The organism is Leptospira bouyouniensis, from assembly GCF_004769525.1.
Lineage (GTDB): Bacteria > Spirochaetota > Leptospiria > Leptospirales > Leptospiraceae > Leptospira_A > Leptospira_A bouyouniensis.
Genome location: NZ_RQFT01000007.1, coordinates 278,492 through 303,941 on the forward strand (window position 1 = coordinate 278,492; position 25,450 = coordinate 303,941).

Genomic DNA, 25,450 nt, shown 5'->3' on the forward strand with positions numbered 1-25,450 from the left:
ATTCAATTAATACAAACCTTTCATTAAATCTTTAGGATCCGAGGTTGTCGATTTGTGATCTTCATTACAAGGTCCTTCAGGTGGATAATCAGATAAATACAATTCTTGTGTACTCGGACAAGTTGGGGAAGCTTGTTTACCAGTTAAGGTACAAATTTTGTAAGGTTTGGCATACACCGGTAAACTAAATTGGGTTTTGGGAAGGATACTCTTTTTATCAATTGTTGCAAGGATTTCACCCCAAAGTGGAGCTGCGACTGCACCACCTAATCCACTTGGACCCATACCAAATTTTGGATTATCATATCCTACCCAAACGGCAAGGGAAAGGTCAGGTCTTGCACCCACAAACCATGCATCTTTGTAATCATTGGTTGTACCTGTTTTACCAATTAAGTCACCCATATAACCACCGTTTCGTACACCACTCGCCCGTCCACTATCGCGAAGTAAAGACACCATCACCTCGGCCGTGTCTGGCCGAATCACTTGGCGTTCTTCTGGTAATTTTAATTTAAATTCATCACTGGCACCAACTTCATATAGAATCGTACCCTTTGCATTTTTGATCCTCTGGATGAGATAAGGACGTTTGATCGTACCTTGGTTCACAAAACTTGTAAAAGCCGAAGCCATCTCGAGCGGAGAGATTTCAAGTGTCCCCAATGCTAAAGATAAATCACCTCGGTATCGATTTTTTTTCTCTGCATCATTTGGAAAAAAAAACTTAGTGAAATACTTTTCAATACCAACACTTCCAAGTCGTTCCGCAACCTGTACTGCAGCCGTATTTTTTGATTTCACAAGGGCCGTGCGAAGGGAAATCTCGCCATCAAAACTTCCTCCTAAATTTTCAGGAGCCCATTCCTTTCCACCACCACCTCGGTAATACAACGGAGCATCTAGGATTTTCATGCCAGCGTGAATGGATCCATTATCAATTGCAGATGCATATAACACTGCTTTAATGGAACTTCCCGTTTGCCTACGCATCTGAGTCGCACGATTAAACTGGTTTGATGAATTAAATTCATCTCCACCATGTAAGAACAAAACCTGACCTGTGTTTGGTTGGATGCCAACAATGGCCGCTTGGACAATACTTTGGTCTTTATCACCTTCCAACTGGTCCGGGTTCCATACCATTTCATTTAATAGGGAAACTTCTTCCATTCGTTGGCGGAAAGCAAGGTCCAAAGCAGATTCCTGTTTCATGCGGACTCGTTTTTTTTGGATTTTTCCAGAACGTTTATTTTTGGATAAATATTCTCGAACAATCGGCCCAATCACTTCTTGAGCATTTCGATCCAAAGTGGTTTCCACTGTATAACCACCACTTTCATAGATGTTTTTTTCACCTTCCAAGGAGGAAAGAACTGCACGAACGTGTTCCGTCACATAAGGTGCGATGTCATGACGAGAGCCAAATACAGTTTCATTCGGTGAACGCGTCGATAAATTATGATACAAACTGATAAACTTATCACGATCTAAATTTGGATAAATTCCACGATTGCGAAACATATTCAATATCGCGCGAACACGAGTATAAGAATCTTCAGGGTTTTTTAACGGTGAATACTTGTTAGGAGCGGAAGGTAAAGAAGCGAGTAACACCATCTCTTCTTTGGATAACTCCATTGGATTTTTCTGAAAATAAAACTTTATCCCTTCTCCAAATCCAAAGGCTCCATGCCCCAAATACACATGATTCATGTAGGTCTCAAGGATTTGTTCTTTTGTAAGAACTGATTCGAGAGCAAAAGCAAGTTGTGCTTCTCTCCATTTTCGATTCAAACTTTTACGTCGGTCATCTAAAATGATTCTTGCTAATTGTTGTGTGATTGTGGAGGCACCTTGTTTATAACTTAGATTCACAACGTTTTTAAAAAACGCACGGAAAATAGCAGAATAATCGATCCCACCATGAAAGAAAAACTTTTGATCTTCAATGTTAAGTAAAATTGAAATCATATCTTCAGGATAGTCTTGCAAACGTAAGGTGGAGGTTCGCTTCTGAAAAATCTCACTAACCACTTGTCCATTTCGATCGAGAATCTTTGTAGGAATATTTTTTGCTAGAGATTCCAAATAAACTGGAACTTCTTTTTTTGTACTCAGCACACCGGCAACAAAATAGGAAAAACTAACAATGAATAAAAAAAGCACAATAGATGTGATGGTGAATGCCACTCTGAGATAAGAATAACGGGAGGAATTCTTTTTGGGGATTGGATTTCGTTTTGGAAATCTAAATGGATTTCGATTGGTATTCGAGAATTCTTTTTTTGGCTCTTTTTCCCAAACAACCTTTTTTTCAAAAAACGGTTTTACCTTTGTTTGGAAAGTTTTCTTTGGTTGAGAATCATGGATCGATTCAGAAATACTCGGAACTGGAATTTTAAAATTTTGGTAAGTTTGTTTGGATTCTTCGTTAGCGCTCGGTAAAACTTGGACAATCTCAAATCGATAGTCGATAAATTGTAAAACTACCTTTTCTGAACAGTGAGCACATGTTAGCTGAAACTTTCCCTCTTTTGGGGTTGGCTCTGGCAAACGGGATGCTTTTTGGCAATGTGGACAAAGGTATTTGAGAGATGGTACCGACATAGGTTCTCCCTATTCTTATCGGTCGTTTGTTAAAATTACAAAATCAGCGATTTTCACAAAATCGCCTTCCTCTTCCCTTCCTTTTTGGAAACCGGAGAGAACAAGGACCGAATGGCCCATTTCCCGTAGACGAGTCACCACTCCTCCGTTCCGATCGGAATGAAACCTTCCATTTAAATGGACTACTTTTTTGCCTGTTTTGAAGATTTCAGCAGAGATTGCCTCTGCCATCCCTTGGTCCCAAGTTGCCTGTCCAAGGATCATAAACTCGGTATTAATTTTATGATGAGCATTTTGTTCTGACCCCGAAAAAAGTTCAACTAATCTTTGTTTGTATTCTTTCGTCAGGTATTTTTCAATCGTGTATGGTTGTGGTAAAAATGATATCGCTTCCTTTGAAAGTTCTTTGTAAGCAGAAATGCCTTTTTTAGAAATTTGGCTTACATACCTTCTTGGCGGGTTAGCTGCGACAACATTACCTTGTTTTTCTTTTAGTAGATTGACCAAGGGCAAATAATCTGTTTTGAAATTTTTCCAATGTACGATAGAAGTTAAAAATTGAGATTCAGATATTGTTCCCTTTAGATACTCATCGACAACAAGTTGTTGGTCTTTTTCTAACATTTCCAAAGATAAACTAATTGTCTGGCGAGATAGGATTTCTCTTACAAAACCTTCATAAAACCGATGTAAATCGGCGTTGTCATGTTCTTCGCCTAAAACGATAACATCATATTGATGAGCCACTTTCAATATTTCTTCCAAATCTACGATCTCTAAAGTTTTCGTACGTACGATTTGTACCTTGTTTGGACTAACTTGTCCAAACAATCCAAATACCGAAACAATAACAATCAGGAAAGGAAGTATTCGATTATAAAATACTTTCAATGGCTTGTTTGAGTTCGGCGCTCTCAGGTTTTGTTGAAGAAGGATATCGATTTACGATATTTCCATTTTTATCAATGAGAAACTTTTCGAAGTTCCATTTTACATCACCTTTGTCTTTCGCATTCTCAGTCAAAAATTGGTAAATTGGATCCTTGTCATTTCCAAGAACTTTGGTTTTTTTCATTAGATCAAAACTCACGCCAAAATTTAACTTACAAAATTCTGCAATTTGAGCTTCCGTACCTGGTTCTTGGCCACCAAAGTCATTTGAAGGAAAACCAATCACTTTTAATCCCTTGTCCTTGTATGCCAAATGTAGTTTTTCGAGTCCTTCATATTGAGGCGTATAACCACATTTAGATGCAACATTGACAACAAGCACTGGATGGCCTTTGTATTCTTTTAGAGAAATTTCCTTCCCTTGGATGGTGACGGTCTTTAAATCATGAAATGTCATTTTTTTTCCTCCAGCATTAAGATTAAAACTTACAAATAGAAAAATAGCAAACAAAACTTTTCTTTGCATTAGGACCCCCTCCGCAAACCTTAGACTATGCCATCACTGTTTTTTGCTGTTCTTTCAGAAGCAAAACCATGGATTCAAAAAACAAACGCAAAACCACTCCATCATTCTGGGAAATTTCGTATCTACCAGAATGAATCGATGTACATCGTCGTCACAGGCACTGGCAAAGTATCAATGGCACTTGCCGTATCAGAGTTTGCACATTTATTATCAAAAGAAGACAGAAACCATATGAAAGTTTGGAACATAGGCATCGTGGGCTCGAAGAATCCAAACAGTAAAATCGGAGATTTTTTTTGGATCCATAAAATCACCGACTATTGCTCTAAGAAAGACTATTACCCCGAGAGGATTTTAACTTCAAATATCAAGTTTGAAACAAGTCTTACAACTTTTGATCGGCCTGTCGCAAAAGTTAAAAATTCAAATCAATTTCTGGAATTGAGTGAGAAGGAGTTACATTCAATCTCACTTGTGGATATGGAAGCTTCTGGTTTTTTTGAAGCAACCTCCCTTTATTTTCCATTAGAAAATATTTCGATTGGGAAAGTGATTTCCGATCATTTAGATGGAAATTTTTGTAAACAAGAAACAGTGGAAACACTGATCCAAATCCACTTAGATACGTTATACGCAGAATGGATTCTACCACTCCCTTGGTCAAAAGAAGACAAATTTGAAACAATCATTTGGCCAGAGATTTACGGCAAAATAAATGATCTTCGCCTAACGGAAACAATGAGACATGATTTAAAAAAATCACTTCGATTTTACCATCTCCGATACCCAAATTCTCAAATCCCATTACCAAATTTAGACATGATCACTTCGCTCAAATCTAAAACTGATTTGAAATCATTTATCGATAGCTGGAAAGAAAAACTTCATGTTTAAATCGTTTTCACATATTTATATCGAAGAAGGAATTTGGGATCATTTTCGAACCAAAGAAATTTTATCACGTTTTCCAAACATAACAATGGTTCCAATTCGGCACTATAAAGATAGTTTCAATCGAAATGCACAAAATTTTAGAATCCAAAAACAATCTCCAAAATTAATTTTGGCTGAAAAAAAAGATCAATTTTTATACAAAGGGAGCGATTTTTCCCCAAATTTTTCACATCCTCATTTTTATTATAATACACTTGCTCTCAATTGTATTTATGATTGTGAATACTGTTATTTACAAGGTATGTTCCCTTCCGCCAATCTTGTGTTATTTGTGAATTGGGAAGATTTTTTTTCTGAAACAAAAAGATTTTTGGACACAAATGGATCTTTATACCTTGCGCTATCGTATGACACAGATTTGCTGGCCCTTGAATCATTTTTCCCAGCGACAGAAAGTTGGATTCAATTTGCAAAAAACGAACCAAATTTGACACTTGAAATTCGAACAAAATCTACCAATTTCCAATCGATCTCTCACCTAACACCCAATCCAAATGTTTATCTTGCTTGGACGGTTAGCCCACAATCTGTGATTGAATCCATCGAACATGGGACACCTTCATTACAAGCAAGGATCAAATCCATACAAAAGACTATTCAAGCAGGTTGGAAAGTAAGAATCTGTATCGATCCTATCCTAAGAGTTCCCAATTGGAAAAACCATTACCAGTCGTTAGCCGAAACATTAGGGAAAGAACTAAACCCAATGGGAATCAGTGAGTTGAGTGTTGGTGGATTTCGAATGAATATCGATTTTCTAAAACAAATCATCGACATAAGAAAGGACTCTTCGATTTTATTTCATGCTTTTGAAAAAAAAGATAAAATAGTTTCCTATTCAAAAGAAGAAACAGAAGAGATTTTAGAGGTGATGATCACCGCATTGCAAAAACATTTCCCACCATCGCAAATAAAAGTGAGTTATTCTTAAATTTTTCCTTTCCATTTCTCTCTCATCCTCATAGTCTGTGTAGCCTAACTATGAAGAAATCTTTCTATTTGCTTGTATTGTTAAGTCTTCTTTTTCCATTTTTATCATGTGGAGAAGTCAATCGAAACAAACCAATCGCAGAGAAAGGAAAAATCGACTTATCTTCATGGGACTTCCATCGTGATGGTAACATCAACTTAGATGGTGAATGGGAATTTTATTGGAAGGAAACTCTGAGTGGTATCCAAATCGAAACGGAATTGGGAAAAGAACCTAAATTCATTTACCAAGTTGTCCCTTCGAATTGGAAAGGAGTCGATTGGTTCGGAGAGTCCTTAGATGGATTTGGTTATGCGACATATAAACTCAAAGCTATTTTCCCCCAAAATACACCCATTTTAGCCTTTCATAATCTAGATTTATCTTCCGCATACAGGCTTTATATCAATGGCAAATTGGTTGTCGAACAGGGAAGTTTTGGAATCAATCCAAATTATTTTGAACCTTCATACAAATCAATCTTAGTTGATTTAGAGCCAGTTTCTGGTGAAACAGAAATTGTATATGAAATCTCTAATTTCCATTACTCCAAAGGTGGGTTTTGGGAAAGTATGGAAATTGGCGAAAGACGCAAGTTATATGACAAAGTTAATCGAAGTTATCAAATTACTTCTTTTTTAGCTGGGAGTATTTTCCTGTGGGCGCTTTACCACTTAGGATTGTTCCTAATGAGAAGGCAAGATAAAGCAAGTTTGTTCATTGCTTTATTTAGTTTACTGATTGTTATGCGCCTTTTAACGATCGGAGAGAGGAATATTTTGGATATCATTCCTTCTCTACCAATGGATGGTCTGATCCGATTAGAATTTGCAACTATCTACATCGCCACAATAGTATTTGCTTATTTCTATCGTCTGGTGTTCCCAAACACTGTGGGCCAAAAGACAATGTATGTTTTGTATGTTTTGATCACCCCATTTCTAATATCTTTGTTTTTACCAGTTTCAATATTCACAGCGCAAATCCATTATTTCCAAATCTTTTTAATATTGGTGTGTGTTAGGATTACTATCGCTATTATCATGGCATACCGTTCTGATACTGTAGGAGCTGGGCTATCTCTCATTGGATTTAGTTTTGTATTTGGAACCGTTGTTCATGATATTTTATACCAAAACAATATCATCAATACAATGAACATAACTCCATTTGGATTTTTAGGATTTATCCTATTCCAAGGTTATATCTTGTCTTATGGATTCACAAGAGCTTACTCATCCATAGAAAAACTTAAAGAGAGTTTAGAAATTTCAAATAAAGAACTCAATATTCTAAAAGATGGTTTAGAGGATATCGTAGTTGAGAGGACACAAGAATTAGAAATTTCAAAAGCAAACATAGAAAGACTCAACGAGTTTGCAAAAACTCTAAACACTTCACTCGAATTGGATAGTATCTTAAACAAAGCTTTCGACTACTTAAAAGAAGAAGTATTTTGTGATTCCATGATTTTGTTGTTAGTTGACTCAGAAAACGGAAAACTCCAATACCACAAATCAGTTGTTTCCTCCCAATCCAACTTACAATTAGAAAACAAATTCAGAGGTATGAACTTTCCTTTAGATACAAGTGCCGGATTATTTTACCATGTGTACAAACGAAATCGACCCTTTCGATTTGCAAAAGTTTGGGAATCGCGACTAAATGAATCCAACCAAAAATTCATCCAACTTATCGGCAAACACCCTGGAATGATCATTCCCTTAAGTTCCCAAGGAAAAGTCATTGCGATGTTGGCTATTTTTAGCGAACAAAAAGGAACTAGTTTTTCAAAAGCTCAATTACAATTGGTCGAAAATACAGCAGAAAATATAGCAACTGCTGTTACCAATTCAATATTAGTCGAAGAAATGAATCGTGAAAAATTCATTGCTGATAACGCCCGTTTGCAAATGGAAAACGCAAAAAATGAAGTAGTTAAACTCAACGAGTTCACCAAAAAAATTAATTCAGAATCAAGTTTATCCCAAATCATCGATGAAATGTTTGATTATATTGTTAAAAGTTTTGAAATAGAAGCAACTATCATCCAACTCATTGATCCTAAAAAAAGAGAACTTTATACTTACAAAACAACGATACCAACCTATGCGACTGAAGAACAATTAAACTTTGCAAAGTCATTTCGTGTTCCTTTAAATGAAAGAGGAGGAATTATATACAAAACGTATTTAAGAAAAAAAGCCCTATACGTTCCAAGGCCACCAAAGAATTACGAATCAGAGTTAGACGAACAAATTTTCACAAAACTGAAATTAACTTCTTTTATTGCCGTTCCGCTTGTTGTCCAAAATGAAGTCATTGGAATTGCATATTTCACTTCTTACCAAAAACCAATGGATGTCAACAGAGAAGTATTAAGACGAATTGCAGGTTTTTGTGATCAAATTGCTGGTGCAATCCAAAACTCATTATTATTGCAACTAACAGAAGAAGAAAGGAAAAAATCTGAAAAAGCAAAAGCTGAAATTCAGAAAATGAACGAATTTGCAAAAACCATCAACTCACAGAATAATTTAGAGAATATACTTGCCGAAATTTTTGGTTTCATACGAAAAAACTATAAAATTGAAAACTGTGTATTGTACTTTTTAGATAAAGAATTTAATGAATTTAGATATCTTAATCATTCAGGATTTGATTTATTAAATGATGAGAATGTTAATTTCTTCAAAACATTACGTTTTCCATTAAAGGAAGAAAGTGGCTTTGTTTATAAATGTTACCAAAGAAAAAAACATTTTTATTTGAAACATATTCCTAAAACAATGCCTTACGTTATAGACAAACAAATCACTGAAAAATCAGGGATGAAAGGTTTTTTAATTTCACCATTAGTAAATAACGATGAAGTGGTTGCGATGGCGATGTATGGAATTAACGACGAAACCATTCATTTTTCCAGTGAAGAAGTAAAATCAATTGTAGGTGTTTCCGAACACATTGCAAGTGCGATCAATAACCACTTTTTACTCAAAAAAATCGAAGAAGAAAAACAAAGGTCTGATTCACTCTTACTCAACATTTTACCCAAAAACGTTGCAGAAGAGTTACAAAAAAAAGGAAGGGTCAACCCAGTTGAATTTGAAAATGTAACCCTACTTATGACAAGTTTCCCTGGTTTTTCTCAAATCACAGGTTTACTCACTCCAGAAGAATTAATCGAAGGACTTGATTTATATTTTTCGAGATTTGATGAAATCATCAAAACTAAGGGAATGGAAAAGTTAAGGATGACAGGTGATATGTATCTAGCAGCAGGAGGATTACCTGTTGGAAATTTTACACATGCTGTTGATGCTTGCCTTGCTGCTTTACAAATCAAAAACGAAGTCAATCGTATGATGGAAGATTTCAAGGACATTCCATTCAAACCAAATGGCATTACAATTGCGATTCACTCAGGTCCAGTCGTTGCAGGAGTGATCGGAAAATCAAAATTCAATTATGATGTCTGGGGTAAAACGGTCACCCAAACGCAGGCAATCAGAAGGGGTGGTGTAGGAGTAGCAATTAATATCTCACAAGAAACGATGGATAAAGTAAAACGATTATTCCATATAGACAACCAACGAATGATCAATACATACGAAGGAGAACAATTCCCCATCTATGAGTTATTAGCTTTAAAATCCGACTTAGCTGATGATACAGGCATTCTACCTAATGATAAATTCGAAAGATTGTACACCCAACAAAAACGTGGTGCCAAGATTTTAATCAAATGATTTATACATTATATTTGATTGGTTTTTTATTTTTAGGAATCTTATATTGGATTTCAAAATTATATAAAACGAATGAAGAAAACGTAAATAAAATCACAATTCTAAAATCTGAAATTCAAATCTTAAATGAAGAATTAGAAAAAAAGGAAAAAGATCTACAAACAACAAAAAAGATTTCAGAAGAATTTTCTGATAAGTTGGTAGATTCTTATAGCCAACTTTCTGACTTAGATGGTCTCCTTAGAGAAATTAATTCAGCAAATGATTTAAAAGAAATACTTCGAATTTTAGGATTTTATATTCGTGAAAAATTTAAAGTACCTCATTATCTTTTATATGTTTACAAAACAGAATTAGATGAATTGGAATTTTTCCATAGTAATTTTCCAGAAGAACTTACTGATCAATTGAAATCAGAAATTATGAGTAGGAACATTCCTGTTTCTGATTCTTATGTTACAGTATATGCACATGCATACGTAAGAAAAAGAAAACGAAGTTTTTATATCCAAGATTTTGAATCATACAAAACTGAAGGTGTAGAGCTCGAGAATAAAAAATCAGCGAATCTTAAATCATTACTTATTGTTCCTTTATATCTCAGGAACAAATTTATTGGAACACTTGATCTTTTAGATTATTCTGGAATATTTGAACTAAACGAACAACAGTTAAACCAAATTAAAATCATTGCCGACTATATTGCAGGAACGATTGAAACTGGATACCTTTTGGATGAATTAAAAACTGTAAACAACACAATCCAACAAGAAAAAGAAAATATTGAGTCAAACCGATTGAAACTTGAAAACCTTCACAAGTTCAATCGCAAAATTAATTCATTTTCTGAAATAGAAGATATAACAAGGGAAGTGTTTATATACTTAAAGGTAAATCATAGAGTTGAACTTGGATTTATTTTACTAGTCGACCCAAAATCAAATTCTCTCGTTCCACTCATGGAAGGGGCTGAAGTTTTTAACAAAGGACTACTTGTTACAAATTTTTTAAGGACCTTCCGACCTAAATTAATCCCAACAATTGGTTCACTTTATCGATCCTACTCAAAACAAAAGCCTATTTACTTAAAAAAATCTTCACGATGGAAAGAACTCACTGAAATTGATACTTCAATCGTTGAAAGTTTCAAACTAGAAATTTTTGGCCATATTCCACTTGTTGTGCAAGGTCAAACCATTGGAATCGTTTGTGTCACTCGCCTAACAAAAGAAAATCCATGGTCACAAGCTGAATTTCAAGAAATTATTTCATTTTGTGAACAAGTAGCTGGCGCCATTCATAATGCAAATTTAAGAAGAGATTTAGAAAAAGAACGTGAAAAAACGCTACATTTCATTCGAAACATTTTACCTGGCGATTTAGCTGATGAGCTCATTGAAAAGGGTGAAGTGGTTCCAATGGAATATGAATCTGTAAGTATTTTATTTACTGATTTTAAAAATTTTACGATCGCTGCCGAGTCTTTATCTCCTGAAGATTTAATTGAACAATTAGATGGATGTTTTTCACAATTTGATGACATCGCTGTCAGACATAATTTCGAAAAACTAAAGACCATAGGTGATTCATATATGGCGGCAGGAGGAATTCCACAAGGGAATTTTACTCACCCAGTAGATGCATGTTTATTTGCGATGGAAATCAAATCATTTATGACTCAAATTCGCTCCTTTAAACAAATGTTAGGTCAAGAATTCTGGGAAATTCGTATTGGAATCCATACTGGACCAGTTGTAGCTGGTGTTGTGGGAAAATCAAAATTTGCTTATGATGTTTGGGGTGATGCTGTCAATACAGCAAGTCGAATGGAAAGTTCTAGTGATGCAGGAGAGATTAATTTGTCTGAAACTACTTATGATAAAGTGAAACGATTTTTTGAATGTGATTATAGAGGCAAAGTTAAAGCAAAAAACAAAGGTGAAATGGGAATGTATTTTTTAAAACGCCTTCGTCCAGAATTTTCCCGTGATCCGGAAGGAATGGTACCCAACCAAATCTTTTTGGATTTATATAAAAACTTACAAATTGGAGCCAAAATCATTTACCGCCAGACGGGATCATAAAGAGCAACCCATTTCATTAACCACCAGTTGCTGAACTGGAGCTTGCACTTGAACTAGACGATCCTCCACCTCTATTTCCTGAACTCGAACTGGATGAACTACTCCTACTTCTGGTTGTTGTGGTAGTGCTCGTGGAAGCAACAGGGCATTTTTCATAACAAATTACATACAAGGAAACACATGCAGTTGTAGTCGCAACCGGGTTATCCAACTGTGGTGCTAGTGCAATCGCACAAACGAATTGTTCCTTCATACAACGGTCCATACACTGTAATCGAGTTTCCGAATTTTTTGAATTGGTACATTGGCTAAAAATGAGACCAAGACTTAAGAAAACCATCGCAAAGAACCAACGTTTCATGCTGTAAGATTCGCATATTTTTAACCTATTTCCAATAGAGGAAATCCGCAAATGTGGAAATCACCTATGAAACATACTTGCTTCTACATTCAAGAAGTGTGAAATTGAATCAGAAGATGGAAACTCGCAACGTCCGTATCCTTTTTTTGGTATTTTATGTATTGTCCTTACTTGTTTGGATTGTCGAAGAAGTTTACACTTTGACAAAACCTCCAGAATACTTCGACAGATTTCGTGTCATCATCGCAACCATCGAATCATTCATTGCTCTTTCTTCTTTCTTAGTTGTTTTTATCTTGTATAAAGAATTAAAAAAAGAAGCTGTTGAAAACAAACAGGCAAAAACACAAATCCATGACTTAAAACGAACCAATCGTATTCTAATCAATCCAGAAAAAGGATTTTGGGCAGAAGCCAAAGCACAGATGATGGAATGGAATCTGACAGATGCAGAAACTGAAATAGCTATTCTTTTGTTAAGAGGTTTTTCCCAAAAACAAATCGCGGCAGTTAGGAAAAAAAGCCTACGAACCATCGAAAATCAAACTGCTTCGATCTATGAAAAATCTTCCATGCGAGGGAAACTCGAGTTCATATCTTTTTTTCTAACACCACTTTTGCCCGAAGAAGACTAAACAAAAAACCTTGACCAAAGCAAAATGATTTGGTTATTTTAAGTTTGTTTTATGAAAAGTCCACACATCGTATTTTTCGCAATCATTCTAACATTATGTAACATTTCGATTTGGTCTCAAACGAGTCTAGAAGATAGAGATAAACAAAGACAAACTGGTCTTATCAAAACAAATCAAAAGAAACAAGAAGAGATCTTACAAAAATACAATGACTTTGTCTCAAAGGCACAAAGTCGTTTTCCTGGTTTAAAAATATCATCATCCCCTATCGACTTAAAAATAGCTGAAGGCATTTCAGATCATAACAATGCTCCAGGTGCTTCCGAAAAAAAATCCAAATCTATCTCGGCGATTGCATCTGATAATTTCTATCTACAACTTGAGCCTTCCAATCAACCAAATGTCCGTTCCCAATTTAAGGTAAAAAAGGGAGATACCTTGGAAGTAGTAATGGTTTTAAAACAAGATGTTACTGACAAAAAAGAAGGTTCTCACTGGGTTCTCGTGCGAACAAAATCTAAAAAAGAAGGATATACCAAACAAGATTTATTACAGCCAACAAAACTTGCTGTGAAATCCAGAGATACAGAAGGACTATCCTTAGATCTAACCTCTTTACCTTCACGGGTAACACCAGAACCATCAATCACAAGTTATACGGATTCTAAAAAAGGTAAGGATATGTGGGTCAATGCCAGCTCATTAAATATGCGCGGAGAGCCAGATGTCAATGGTTATGTAATTGCGAGAATACCGAAAGGCATAAAAGTCTCTATTTTAAGTTCTACCACAACTGAAGAAACAATTGATGGAATCTCTTCAAATTGGCACCAAGTTTCATCCGTTTATGGAAATGGATGGGTTTTCGGTGGATATTTGAGTTCTTCCGAAGTTGTTTCATATGACGTTCAACCTGGAGAATTATCTTTCCCACAAGAAAATCCTGATGAGTTAAAAGTTGGAGAAAAACGTTTTGTTCGATCTTTAAACTTAAGAATGAGAGACGAACCGAATGATTATGGTTCTGTCATCACATCAATCCCTGGTGACGAGAAACTTAAGATTATCGATACGAAAAAAGAAATCGAAACAATTTCCGGAGTACGTTCTAAGTGGATTTATGTAAATTGGAACGACGAATGGGAAGGATGGGTCTTCGGTGGATTTGTATCAAAAGAACGTGGTCCCTTAATAGACAGTGACGATATATCAAAATATTTCCAAATACCAGTAGATAACGATCGTTATGTGTCTTCTAGCTTTGGAACTCGAGTTGATCCAGTCACTGGAAAAATGGGAACTTTCCATTCAGGTATCGACTTACCTGCACCAGTGGGAACTCCAATCAAAGCTGTCAGTGATGGAAAAGTTTGGCGAACAATCACAACTAGCGGTGGTTATGGGGTATTGACAATCATTAGCCATAAAAATAATATTTTTACCTACTATGCACATCAAAGTGAACGTCAAGTAAAAGAGGGTGACACAGTGCGCTCTGGTGATATCATTGGTCAGGTAGGAAACACTGGTAAATCTACTGGTCCTCATTTACATTTTGAAGTAAGGAAAGGCCCTGACCAACAAGCATTGGATCCTGGAGCATATCTACCCAAATGAAATTTAAAACTATCTACATAAGTATTTTTTTCTCTTTTCTTTTTTGTACACATCTCTACTCAGAAGAAACAATCACACCTGTTTCTGAAGTACCACCGCCAATCGATTTGGTAAAAATCCTAATAAAAGGGAATCAGAAAGAATTTGAAGCAGCAATCGCAAATGGTGGTGATATCAACTCCACTGATGAATCCGGAAAATCACTTCTCATCCTTTCTGTTGAAAAAAATAAACCTAAACAATTTGAATTCCTACTCAACCAAGGTGCTGATTTAAACAAAAGGGATCTTTCTGGTAAAACATTATTACATTATGTTGTGACATCTCGTTTTACGAACCAAATTAAATCATTAGTCGAGAAAGGTGCAGATTTAAATGCATATGATGCAGATGGAAATACAGCTCTTCATGTTGCGATCTTAAAATCAAACTTAGCCGTGCAAAAGTTATTAGTAGAAAGCAAAGCAGATGTTAACTTACGTAACAATCCAAGGAAATCACCTATCTATTTGGCCTTTGAAAAAGGCAAAATAGATTCGATCAATTACCTTCTGCAAAATGGTGCCGATATCAATTTACCAGACCTAACAGGTAGAACTCCAGTTTTTGTTTCAATTGATCAAAAAAATACAAAATTATTAAACTTGGCTCTCGATGCAAAAGCGAATCCAAATACAGAAGATACAAAGTCAATTTTACCAATTGTATTTGCGATAGAGAAAGGGCACACTGCTGGTGTAGAAATATTACTCAATCGAGGTGCAGATGTTAATGCTAAAACGCCAGAAGGTGAATCTTTATTATTTTATTCTGTAGAAAAAAGAAATCTAACGGTTACAAACTTATTGATTAAAAAAGGACTTAATGTTGATTCCAAAAATTTAACTGGTAAATCATTATTTGAAATCGCTCTTGCTAAAAATGATACAAACTTATTAAAATTAGTTTTGGATGCAGGTGCAAACCCAAACCAAACACTTACTTCACAAAAAAATCCGCTTGAAGATTCGATTGAGTCTTCCAAGTGGACAATCGCAGAACTATTGATTCAAAAAAATGCAGACATACAATCACCAAACCTTTCTGGATACTTACCGATTCATCTTGCAGCGAGGAAACCAGGATTAAAGATTGTAGATCTATTACTTAAAAAAGGTATCCCGGTAGACATAGAAAATACCAAAACAAACGAAACCGCTTTATCATTGGCAATAGATAATAAACAAATTACAATCGCCAAACTTCTATTATCAAAAAAAGCAAATCCAAATCATAAACTTAAAGATGGAGTTCCTTTAATTTTCTCCACAATTGAAAGAAAAGATGCAGAGGCATTTAAACTTTTAGTTTCTAGCGGTGCGAATCTTTTGTCCTTAAATGAAGAGGAAGAAAATTTAATCACAACGGTTTGTAAATTGGAAGTTGAAAAAAAGGATCAGAAGTTTGTTGATGAAACGATCAAATTATTGATCAGTAAAGGTGTAAATCCTAATGCAAAAAACAAACGGGGATTAAGTGCTCTACATATATCACTGAATCGAAATCGGACTGAAACTCTATCAACATTACTAACATTAGGTGCCGATCCAAACCTAACAGATAATAATGGCTTTACGGTTTTACATAAGGCGATTCAAAAGTTTTTAACTTCAAAAGAAAATAACCAAACGGAATCCTATAAAAAACTAGTACTTTTCCTAGTGGAAAGACGAGCGAACTTAAACCAACAGGATAAATTAGGGAAAACTATACTTTCCGAACTAGCGATTCAGTTTGATCCTGGTAAAAGTGAAGCCATTCTAGAATTAGCAAAAGTTTTCCTTCTAAATGGTGGAGATACAAAGCTAAAAGATAAAAATGGAAAATCTGCGTTGGATTATGCAGAAGAAAAAAGAATTCCTGAACTCATAGAAATTTATCGCGGTCTTTAATGTCCATTCCCAAAAAAGATAATCGTATCAACATATTCGACTTCGTTAATACAGTCCCAACAAAGACTTTCAAACGAGGTGAAATTATTGTACGTGAAGGAGATCCTTCTAATGAAAAAATGTATTTCATCTTAAGTGGAACTTTATCGGTTGGAATGGGTGCTCCTGACCAAGGGAACTTCCACGAGGTAAGAAAACTTTCAACAGGTGAATTTTTCGGTGAAATTGCGCTAATCTCTTCACATGCGAGAGCAATGACCGTCTTTATCGAATCAGACCGAGCTCAACTTGGTATCTTGGACAAACAAAACTTAATCCGAATTGCAAATTCAAATCCAATGTTTGTTTACGCTCTATTACAAACTTATGTAGAACGGTTGATTGAAGCAGAACAAAAACTTAAAGATCTAACGGAGGTAAGTGATGGGACTTAAAGAATCTCTAGCCAAACTTAGTATGATCAATATCAAACGAGGGGAAGTTCTTTTTAAAGAAGGCGTTCCATCCAATGGTGCAATGTTTTTTTTATTTGAAGGACAGTTGGACATTTACAAACAAATCGAAGGAAAACATACAAAACTACGGAGTATTCTCCCAGGTGAATTTTTTGGTGAAATGGCAATCATCAATAACAGTCCAAGAGCTGCTTCAATTGTTGTAGTTTCAGAATCAGCAAAACTTGGAATCATTAATCGAACTACTTTCGTACAAATGAGTCAAGAAAGTCCAGAATTCCTATTTTTATTATTAAAAAAGGTAATTGAACGATTATATGAAACTGATGGTAAAATTCGTGCAATCAAACGAAAACAAGATGAAGATTCCATGATTTCAAAATCAATTCCGATTAGCTCAAAAGACCCATCTTCAGATTCAGAGAACGATAACCAAAGTCAAGTATCCTTACAAACTTTTACAGATGATGCCCAAACAATCGGTGAATGATTTATTTCTCAAACTTCTTTCTTTTGATTTTAAAAACTTCTGGTCTAACTAAAATTTCTGGGATAACTTGTCCTGCCGAATCAGTTAATATAAATTTAATTACATTAGCTATTTGCTCTGGTAAAAGATACGATTTTGGATCGGCATCTGGTTCTATATTTAATTGTTCATAAAATTCTGTTTTTGTAATATCGGGTATCACCAAATGAACTTTTACCGAATATTTACGAAGTTCATCAAATAATAATCTAGCAAATTGATGAAGCCCTGCCTTTAGGGATGCATAAACATTTCCCCAAGGAGAAATTTCAATTCCAGAGATAGATCCAATAAAAAAAATCCTTCCTTCATTTTTTTTTAAAATTCGAGTTAATGAATTGGTCAGTAACATTGGCGATGTTAGTAAAACTTGAGTCATTTCTGTAATTTTATTAGGAGAGAATTCTTCAATCGGAGCAAAATGAGAAAACCCAGCATTATTCACTAGAATCGAAATGTTATCTATGTTAGGTATCTGATTCAAAAAATTTGGAATCGTATTTGGATTAGATAAATCACCTTTTAATAAGTGAAATTCAGGATGATGGTAATTACAATTTTCTGGGTTTCTGCATACACCAAACACTACATAATTTAGAGAAAGTAAGATTTGTGATATTGCTAATCCTATCCCCCTAGATGCACCAGTGACGATAGCAATATGTTTCATTTTAAACTTTCCATAAATTCCCAAACTAACATCGAACCATCGATTACTTTTGTTGTTTTACCTTGGTTTATAAATGGTAACACCGGCGTTTCCCCAGGCCAACTATGTCCAAGCCCATTTAACCGAATTAATTCGACAACTTTCTCATCAGAACAAGTTTGATAACGTTCAAAATCAATTTTGATAATTGATTCCTCTTCCATATATTCCATTGTTTTTTTAATAGATGATTCTTTACAGGAATTCCACTCTTTCCATCGTAGAATACTGTCAGCTACAGACAAAATTTCTTTCCCGTCTCTCACATAACCACCACTATATGGAACCAATGGATCTTCAGTTCCCGCGATAATCCCCATCGAAACTGGTATTGATTTAAATTTTTGTTTTGATTTTAATAAAAAAACCGAAAGTTGTGATGCAACACTGATTACACCTTTCCATAACTCTGGTTTTTCGATCGCAAGTCTTTGCGCCATAAAACCACCATTCGAGTGACCTACTAAAAATACAGATTTTTGATCAACAGAACCTTCTGCGATCAGCCGTTTAACAATTGATTCGATAAATACAACATCATTGATCGATTTTTCATCTGCTGGTGAATTCCCTCTCCCATCCGCCCAACTCCTTTTATAACCATCTGGAAAAATTACTATAAAACCTTTTGCATCAGCCAATTCATTTAATTTAGTTTGTTTCATCATAGAGACTCCTGTTCCGAATCTACCATGTAGGGCAACTAACATTGGTATAGGCATCCCGTCCCAATTTTTTGGATAATGTACAAGATATGTGCGTTTTTCGCCATTTAAAATAAAGTAATCTTTTTTTTCATTTTGCGATAGTTTATAAAAATACCCCATACAAGAAAAAAAACTAAAAGAACAAAAACAAAATATGAATGATAATCTTTTCATTCAACAAACTCCAATTTTGTAGTTTCCACTAATTGTTCTTTATAGATGCGATTGGGCCAATGTGTGATCATCAGAAGTATCACAGGTATTCCGCGCCACTGATCCATCCCTACTGAATATTCATTCTCAAATAAAATAGAATCTGATTTTGAATAACGAAAAGTAAGTGATTGTTCTGATCTTATATGAGAAGGGAATATTCCTCCAGTAAAAAAAGTGAGTAAAAATTGAATTTTATGTAAAAGTGGAAATTGGTATTTTGGATCTTTTTTTTGTAAAATTATTTCTAATACCAAAGGAGAAGATGGATCTTCGACTATCCCTTGTTTTTTGATGTTTTCTAATATAATGTCCTTTTCTTGCTCGTATCGATAAAATCCAGTAAAAAGAATTTTAAATTTTTTTTCATTGGTTAATTTCAAATTTCGATATTTGGAAGTTACTGGATCTGGAAATGCAGCACAATGCAATGAAAATAGCAGAATACCATATATGAAAAAGTTTATCCATTTAGAGTTCATCTTTTACATCACCTAAAAATTCAGAAACTTTCTCAGCAAGTATTGTGTTCCATTCATTACGATCATCTACCCACATCATTAACAAGGATACCCAGCCAAACACTCGATACGATTCAATCGGATACCTAAATTCCTTTTCTAAATTTCCACTCTTTTTTAATCGAAAAAGTATGTAATCATCGTCTCGGTCTATATCTGGAATGATAAAAAATGTACTAATTGCCAAAAATCGATTTGTTAAATAGATCAAAAATCGATTCTGATTCCGTTCGGCAAGATAGGAGACCGGTTCTGTTGATTCCCCTAGAAAAAATTTAAACTTTGGACTAGATTCTAAAATAATTTGTAAATGGTAATCAGCTGTCGTTTGATTGAAGTGTCGTACTGAGGAAAACTTTCCTGATTTTTCTAATGCAGAAAGAATATAAGTCACCCGTCTTCTATCCAATTCTTCATCCCAACCGATCAATTCATAACTTAATGATCGATTATAATTTTCTTTTCCAAAATCGATTTTACGACGCTCACTTGAATAAAACACCGAACAAGCAAATTGGAAGGAGCAGAAAAAAACAAACAAAACAATGGTAATATTTTTTTTCATAAATTATTTTGATACAATTACCAATTCAAAATTGGTGGTCGGATACTCTTGTCCATTGATCGCGATTGAAATTTTTTGGATTCCTGGATAATATACGCGTGTCGTGATGGGTTTAAAAGAATGAGATTTATCAATAATAACCTCTTCCTTAGGCATAACAACTTTTTCACCTAACTGAAATACTTTTATTCCATACTTCCCATTTGCCAATAAAAATGCCAACTTATACTCTATTCTTAATTTGGTTTTTGTTTGTGATGGATTTACAAATCTTACATTAAATTCCAACGATTCGCCAATTTTAATCTTTTTCTTCTTTAATTGTAATTTTAGGTTTGTCGCCTTCCATTTAGGATTGTAATCAAAAAATGACAAGGCTGTTTGATTACCTTTTTTTAATAAACCTCTCAGAGCATGTTTTAAATTTTTATCCAATTCTTCGGATATCCCAAATTTATTTTTACAAAAGTCGACAACGATTTCTGGCTGAATTTTAGATATATCATTTAAATGGTTTGAAACACTTCTACGAACAATCTCATTTTCATCATTCCACAAGTTTTCCAAGATTCTTAAATGAATATTTGGATTTTTTTTGATAGATGGGATTCCGATTCCCCAAGGTAACATGGGACGGCTCCCTTCACTAGCCAAACGCCTAACAAAAGCTTCCTTATGTTTTGACCATTTCTCCATTTGTTTGATAGTTTTATCAAAATAAGTTTGATAATAATATCGAATCGCAAATTCAGCACTCGAAAAAACAGTCGTCTGTTCTAAAACTCTCATCGAAGTCTCAAAGTCGTCTAAACCAGATTTAGTGACAATATCATTAACAAAAATATATGGGAAATTAAAATCACTAACACCGTTTCCCCTTAGAGATTCGATCAAATGCAAAAGTTTCGGTTCAATCTCCAATAAAGGAGCATCCCAAAAATACAAAAAAACTTCGGCTATTCGATTGATTCTTTCTTTCAGCTCAAATTTTTTCCAAGACACATCCAATATTTTTTTTTGGAAAACTTCCGGTTTGATTTTTGGATCAACTTGTGTAACAATATAACTTAAATTTTTGATCCAATCGGGAGAATATATTTCTTTTAGCGGTTCCATATGTTTTTCAGTATTCTGTAATAATTTTAAATATCTTTACATTACGATAACTCAAAAATTTGCTTTAGGTAACCAAACAGAAAAACAAGCTCCGATTGTTCTTGGCTCGAGTTCAATTTTTCCACCCATCTGAACGATCATTTTTTTACAAATATCCAACCCTAATCCCATTCCTTCTCCATTTGGTTTTGTCGTAAAAAAAGGTTCAAATATTTTATCTTTTATTGTATCTGGGACACCAACTCCGGAATCAATAATTGAAACTTTGATCCATTGTTCAAGCGTTTGTAATTTTATTTCTAAAGTTCCTGAATATGACATCGCATGTAGTCCATTATTTATCAAATTGATCCAAACTTGATTGAGTTTATCTCTATTCCCTATACATTTTCTATCTGGGCCAAAATTCTTTACCACTGTAACTTTGCTTAAATTATAATGATAAAGAGATAAAATAGTTTCAATTTCAGTTTCTAAATCAATAACCGAATCATTACTGGCAGCTTCCTTTTCTGAAACAAGATAATTTTTTAATGCTCTTATCACATGAGTCGCCTTTTCCGATGCAACGGAAATAATTTGATTACATCGATAAGCTGCATTGATATTAGAGACAACTTGCAGAATTTCTAGAGACCTATCACTTTCTAATATATATTCAATTTGATCGGGTCGACGAAACAAACCCGTTTCAATAACCATCTGCATATGATCTCCATACAAATCCATTTTATCTAAATACGAAAATTTTGAGTGTAATTCTTTTTTCAAAATTCTTTCAGATTTGCCTTCCATATAATTTTGATTGGTTAAACTTTCAGCAAGAACCAATTTGTATCGTTTCGAATCTTCATCATTAAAATTGATAATGGTTGAGATTACTGATTGTAATTTATTTTTTAAAAAATCTAAAAGAGACAAATTGGATGAAACGATAGCACCCAAAGGTGTATTTAATTCATGAGCCATTCCCGCTGCCAATTGACCGAGTACAGCCAATTTTTCAGATGCCAACAAGCGATCTTGAGCTTCCGTAAGTTCTTCAAGTGTATTCACCAAACTTTGATTCAATATTTGTAGACTTTCGTTAGATTGTCTTAATTCCTCGGTTCTTTGTTTTACTTGATTCTTTAAATTTTCTGAATACTGTTTATTGAGTCTTCTCCATTGAATTAACCATATGATTCCTACGGCAGACAGTGTTATAAAAAAGGTATAATAAAGCCAATCGTAATTAGTAGGAGGGTTAGGATCATATAAAAACCCTTTTAAACATATGTTTTTTGGTAACATACCAAGCTCAAAGTAAATGTCATTTATATGTTTCCATCTGCCTGGATTCATATAACCCATCTCAACTAACACAGGTTGAATGAGAGGTGTCATTTGTTGCCCTTCAAACAATAATCTCTCTATCGGATGTTTTTTGGAATATTTATTGTAAATTAGTTCAGCAATCTCCTCTTGGTGGCTCATTGCATATTGCCAACCTCGCAAAGTTGCTTCCCGAAAAGCCTTTACTCGATTTGGGTATTTTTTTATTTCCTCTTCGCTAGTAAAAAAATTGTCTCCATAAAAATCTATTCCAGCTAGACGAGGTGAATACGCTACAAATTGAAAACCAGCTTTATTAAAATCATAAGCTTGGGTAGTAGCATAACCAGAATAAGCATCAACCTTTCCTTCTATAAGATCTCTTGGATTAAATCGATGTTCTAATAACTGAAGATCGGAAGGATTGATTCCTTCTTTTTTTAGATAAGCTACGATCTCTTCCATCCACGGAGTTAACATTACTTTTTTTCCAACTAAATCATGGATACTTTGAACGTTTGATGATTTCTTAAAAAATAAAACTGATGGTGAGTGTTGAAAGATAACACCCAAAACAACAACTGGTTTCCCCATGTGCCTTTGGATTAGTAACTCATTACTTCCAACGCCATATTGTCCTGTGGTGCTGACAACTTTTTCGTGAATGCCTTTTATACCAACCGTACTTTCTAGTAGTTCAACATCTAAACCTACATCTTTGTAGAATCCTTTTTCGTAGGCTGCATAGTATCCAGCAAATTGAAATTGATGGAACCACTTGAGATGAAGGGTTACTTTTTCATCTGAAAATATTGACTGGAATGGTATTGTTAATAACAAAAACGATAAGACATAGTTCAAGTGTCGACGAATCAAATCCGTTTTCATCCTATCATTTTTATAAAGATTTGTCTGAGCAAATCAATGAAATAAAGCTTGGCTTTGGGTTTTTTATAGTTTTTCCTGGATTTTCCCTTTTACTTTCTGAATCCATTCCAAATTCAAATGAGTTTGTTTTTCTGCATATTCTAAGGTCATATTCCAATATTCATTATCAGGGTGTTTACCCCATTCAGTTTTTAGTTCTTTTTGGAATACTTTAAGAGACTTTAAATCTTCCTTTTGTTTTTTGATTTCAAGGTCAAGTTGTTCAACAAGTAACTTTGAATTCATATGCCTTCCGAAAAAAACTTTAAACAAAAGTTCATTTCTTTTGTTCGTCTGAATTGGAGATTGGTCCATCCAACGCCTAAATTCTTCAAGACCAGATCGAGTAACTTTAAATACTTTTTTTTTCTTCCCGTTCGAATCCGATTTTTCCCACTCTTTTATAAAGCCATCTTTTTCTAACTTCGTTAATGTAGGATAAATCTGACCAAAACTTTCGCTCCAGAAAAAACTAATTGTGGATTCGATGTACTTACGAATCTCATATCCATTCATTTCACATTGTGCGAGAATCCCTAATAGTGCATATTGTGTTTTGCTTTCTCTTTTCATCTTATTTTGGATATAATTTTATATCGTTCTGAAATTGATGGTATGTTGCAACCACTTCTTTTGGAGATTCAATTTGTGGCCAATGACCGATGAAAGCAGACAGATAGTATACGTTTGCAAATGGATATTCTTTATTAAAGCGAACTGCCATATGAGTTCCAGAATTTGGATCAAATGGCCCACAAATATAACAGAATGGAACTTTGGTTTCTTTCAGGGCTTTAATCCATCGAGTTTGGTAATTTACTTTATCAAATACCAATCGACCAATTAAATAGGCGATATTTTTTCCATTATTGTAATTTAGTATATTCCAATATTCATTTAAAACTTCTAAATTTGGTCGTGTATGCGGACCAAAAACCTTCAGGAGTGAACTTTCCACCGATTTACGTGTCATATTTCTGCTAATAAAACTTCCTAAAAAATTGGGAGATTGTGAAAGTAATCTTTGGATTAACCTAGGTTTGTAAACATCAGTAAACAAACCTCCATTCATAAAAGCAATAGATGAAATTTCGAAATTCAAGTTATGACTTGTCGCCAACATTTCTTGAACGACACTTACTGCCAAATCATGAGCCAATATTCTAACTTTTTTAATGTTAAGTTTTAAGATAAGAATTTGAATCAAATCAACATATTCTTCAAATGAATATTTATGATTTTCTGGTTTATCGGAAAAACCCATACCTAATAAATCAAGAAAAACAACTTGGTATGAATTTGAGAATTCTTCAATTACCCAATTCCAATCGAAACTATTAAATGGATAGCCATGTAACAAAAGCAAGGTTTCACCTTTTCCAATTGATCCATAAAAAATTGAATTTCCTTTATAATCAAAATAACTTCCGAATTCTTTTAAGGAATTTGCATTTGAAAACTTTCCGCTCATATCATTGCCCTTTAGAACCCAATCTTTCAGTTTTTTTAATCCACTGATTTAATGTTTTTGAATCTCGAAATCTTATTTTGTCAAAATAAGTAACTTTCACTGGTTTAATCCCACAAAACTCCAATGTACCATGTTTTAATAATTGTACTCCTGGACTTCGATTGAACCATTTGTAATACCAAGTGGGTGCATCCATCGTGATGATAATTCTCGCAGTTTTTCCTTTCAGTAACTGCTTAGGAAATGGAGAATGTTTTTGATAAGAAAAAGCAAAACCTGGCAAAAAAACTCTATCAATCCATGCTTTTAAAATAGCAGGCATACTTGCCCACCAACTTGGGTATACAAAAACCAAATGAGTTGCGTTTTGAATCAAAGTTTGACTCAAAATTAAATCTGGTTCTAATTCTTGCTTTTTGTTTTTGTCATACCCAAAGTTTAAATTATAATCAAACTTTAAGTCTCTAAGTTTTAATAACGTGACATTCAAACCTGTTTTTTTTGCAGCTTCATAATATGTTTCTGCCAATTTTGCGCAGTATGAATTTGGATTAGGGTGTCCTAAAATGACTAAAATGTTTTGATTCAACTTTTC

General features: G+C 34.3%; 22 protein-coding genes. 9 read left to right on the forward strand and 13 right to left on the reverse strand.

From position 1 onward, the window contains the following. Window positions 1-6: 6 nt before the first annotated feature. From EHQ43_RS07405 to EHQ43_RS07415, 3 genes are read right to left on the reverse strand one after another with little or no spacing between them, the layout of a single operon-like run. On the reverse strand, window positions 7-2,610 hold the full coding sequence (locus EHQ43_RS07405) for a transglycosylase domain-containing protein (protein ID WP_135770540.1): 2,604 nt from the start codon (window positions 2,608-2,610) through the stop codon (window positions 7-9). A gap of 15 nt (window positions 2,611-2,625) precedes the next feature. Next, window positions 2,626-3,501: a ChaN family lipoprotein gene (locus EHQ43_RS07410; RefSeq protein WP_135770542.1), complete on the reverse strand. Its 876-nt coding sequence runs from the start codon at window positions 3,499-3,501 to the stop codon at window positions 2,626-2,628. Continuing rightward, window positions 3,485-4,027 carry a glutathione peroxidase gene (locus EHQ43_RS07415; protein WP_135741054.1) on the reverse strand — a complete coding sequence of 181 codons (543 nt, stop codon included), beginning with the start codon at window positions 4,025-4,027 and terminating at the stop codon, window positions 3,485-3,487. The genes EHQ43_RS07410 and EHQ43_RS07415 overlap by 17 nt, the downstream gene beginning before the upstream one ends. 27 nt (window positions 4,028-4,054) lie before the next feature. Here EHQ43_RS07415 and EHQ43_RS07420 point away from each other — a divergent pair, with 27 nt between their 5' ends. The 4 genes from EHQ43_RS07420 to EHQ43_RS07435 are packed head-to-tail and all read left to right on the forward strand — an operon-like array spanning window position 4,055 to window position 11,784. Further along, window positions 4,055-4,921, forward strand: a complete 867-nt coding sequence (locus EHQ43_RS07420) for a phosphorylase family protein (RefSeq protein WP_135770544.1) — start codon at window positions 4,055-4,057, stop codon at window positions 4,919-4,921. Beyond that, window positions 4,914-5,912 (forward strand): SPL family radical SAM protein, encoded by a 999-nt coding sequence (locus EHQ43_RS07425; protein WP_135770546.1) that lies wholly within the window; start codon window positions 4,914-4,916, stop codon window positions 5,910-5,912. Before EHQ43_RS07420 ends, EHQ43_RS07425 begins: the two co-directional genes overlap by 8 nt. Before the next feature lie 50 nt (window positions 5,913-5,962). Continuing rightward, window positions 5,963-9,700, forward strand: a complete 3,738-nt coding sequence (locus EHQ43_RS07430) for an adenylate/guanylate cyclase domain-containing protein (RefSeq protein WP_135770548.1) — start codon at window positions 5,963-5,965, stop codon at window positions 9,698-9,700. Continuing rightward, window positions 9,697-11,784, forward strand: a complete 2,088-nt coding sequence (locus EHQ43_RS07435; protein WP_135770549.1) for an adenylate/guanylate cyclase domain-containing protein — start codon at window positions 9,697-9,699, stop codon at window positions 11,782-11,784. Before EHQ43_RS07430 ends, EHQ43_RS07435 begins: the two co-directional genes overlap by 4 nt. Window positions 11,785-11,800: 16 nt before the next feature. Here EHQ43_RS07435 and EHQ43_RS07440 read toward each other — a convergent pair whose 3' ends face one another. Beyond that, window positions 11,801-12,145, reverse strand: coding sequence for a hypothetical protein (locus EHQ43_RS07440; protein WP_244242692.1), 345 nt, complete (start codon window positions 12,143-12,145; stop codon window positions 11,801-11,803). Between the two features lie 116 nt (window positions 12,146-12,261). Between EHQ43_RS07440 and EHQ43_RS07445 the strand changes: the two genes are divergently transcribed. From EHQ43_RS07445 to EHQ43_RS07465, 5 genes are read left to right on the forward strand one after another with little or no spacing between them, the layout of a single operon-like run. After that, window positions 12,262-12,780, forward strand: coding sequence for a helix-turn-helix transcriptional regulator (locus EHQ43_RS07445; RefSeq protein ID WP_135741048.1), 519 nt, complete (start codon window positions 12,262-12,264; stop codon window positions 12,778-12,780). A 51-nt stretch (window positions 12,781-12,831) separates the two neighbouring features. Next, window positions 12,832-14,397: a peptidoglycan DD-metalloendopeptidase family protein gene (locus tag EHQ43_RS07450; protein ID WP_135754503.1), complete on the forward strand. Its 1,566-nt coding sequence runs from the start codon at window positions 12,832-12,834 to the stop codon at window positions 14,395-14,397. Then, the gene (locus tag EHQ43_RS07455; RefSeq protein ID WP_135770553.1) at window positions 14,394-16,328 is read left to right on the forward strand and encodes an ankyrin repeat domain-containing protein; all 1,935 of its coding nucleotides are present in this window, start codon (window positions 14,394-14,396) and stop codon (window positions 16,326-16,328) included. Before EHQ43_RS07450 ends, EHQ43_RS07455 begins: the two co-directional genes overlap by 4 nt. Beyond that, entirely contained in the window at window positions 16,328-16,762 is a 435-nt protein-coding gene (locus EHQ43_RS07460) for a Crp/Fnr family transcriptional regulator (RefSeq protein ID WP_012387646.1), read from the forward strand. The genes EHQ43_RS07455 and EHQ43_RS07460 overlap by 1 nt, the downstream gene beginning before the upstream one ends. Then, a complete protein-coding gene (locus EHQ43_RS07465) occupies window positions 16,752-17,273 on the forward strand; it encodes a Crp/Fnr family transcriptional regulator (RefSeq protein WP_135770555.1) in 522 nt (173 codons plus the stop codon). Before EHQ43_RS07460 ends, EHQ43_RS07465 begins: the two co-directional genes overlap by 11 nt. 1 nt (window position 17,274) lies before the next feature. Here the strand turns inward: EHQ43_RS07465 and EHQ43_RS07470 are convergent, their stop codons facing one another. From EHQ43_RS07470 to EHQ43_RS07510, 9 genes are all read right to left on the reverse strand, one after another. Then, window positions 17,275-18,006, reverse strand: coding sequence for an SDR family oxidoreductase (locus tag EHQ43_RS07470; RefSeq protein WP_244242693.1), 732 nt, complete (start codon window positions 18,004-18,006; stop codon window positions 17,275-17,277). Further along, the gene (locus tag EHQ43_RS07475) at window positions 17,979-18,902 is read right to left on the reverse strand and encodes a CE1 family esterase (RefSeq protein WP_135754500.1); all 924 of its coding nucleotides are present in this window, start codon (window positions 18,900-18,902) and stop codon (window positions 17,979-17,981) included. Before EHQ43_RS07475 ends, EHQ43_RS07470 begins: the two co-directional genes overlap by 28 nt. Then, window positions 18,899-19,423 carry a hypothetical protein gene (locus EHQ43_RS07480; RefSeq protein WP_135770557.1) on the reverse strand — a complete coding sequence of 175 codons (525 nt, stop codon included), beginning with the start codon at window positions 19,421-19,423 and terminating at the stop codon, window positions 18,899-18,901. Before EHQ43_RS07480 ends, EHQ43_RS07475 begins: the two co-directional genes overlap by 4 nt. Beyond that, the gene (locus EHQ43_RS07485) at window positions 19,413-20,027 is read right to left on the reverse strand and encodes a hypothetical protein (protein ID WP_135770559.1); all 615 of its coding nucleotides are present in this window, start codon (window positions 20,025-20,027) and stop codon (window positions 19,413-19,415) included. The genes EHQ43_RS07480 and EHQ43_RS07485 overlap by 11 nt, the downstream gene beginning before the upstream one ends. 3 nt (window positions 20,028-20,030) lie before the next feature. Continuing rightward, window positions 20,031-21,143, reverse strand: coding sequence for a DNA alkylation repair protein (locus tag EHQ43_RS07490; protein WP_135741041.1), 1,113 nt, complete (start codon window positions 21,141-21,143; stop codon window positions 20,031-20,033). Window positions 21,144-21,194: 51 nt separating this feature from the next. Next, the gene (locus tag EHQ43_RS07495; RefSeq protein WP_135770561.1) at window positions 21,195-23,345 is read right to left on the reverse strand and encodes an ABC transporter substrate-binding protein; all 2,151 of its coding nucleotides are present in this window, start codon (window positions 23,343-23,345) and stop codon (window positions 21,195-21,197) included. Between the two features lie 63 nt (window positions 23,346-23,408). Further along, on the reverse strand, window positions 23,409-23,957 hold the full coding sequence (locus tag EHQ43_RS07500; RefSeq protein WP_135741039.1) for a PadR family transcriptional regulator: 549 nt from the start codon (window positions 23,955-23,957) through the stop codon (window positions 23,409-23,411). 1 nt (window position 23,958) lies between these two features. After that, complete coding sequence (locus EHQ43_RS07505; RefSeq protein ID WP_135770563.1) at window positions 23,959-24,855, reverse strand: alpha/beta fold hydrolase; 897 nt, start codon at window positions 24,853-24,855, stop codon at window positions 23,959-23,961. A 1-nt stretch (window position 24,856) separates the two neighbouring features. Further along, entirely contained in the window at window positions 24,857-25,444 is a 588-nt protein-coding gene (locus EHQ43_RS07510; protein ID WP_135741037.1) for an NAD(P)H-dependent oxidoreductase, read from the reverse strand. Window positions 25,445-25,450 lie beyond the last annotated feature (6 nt).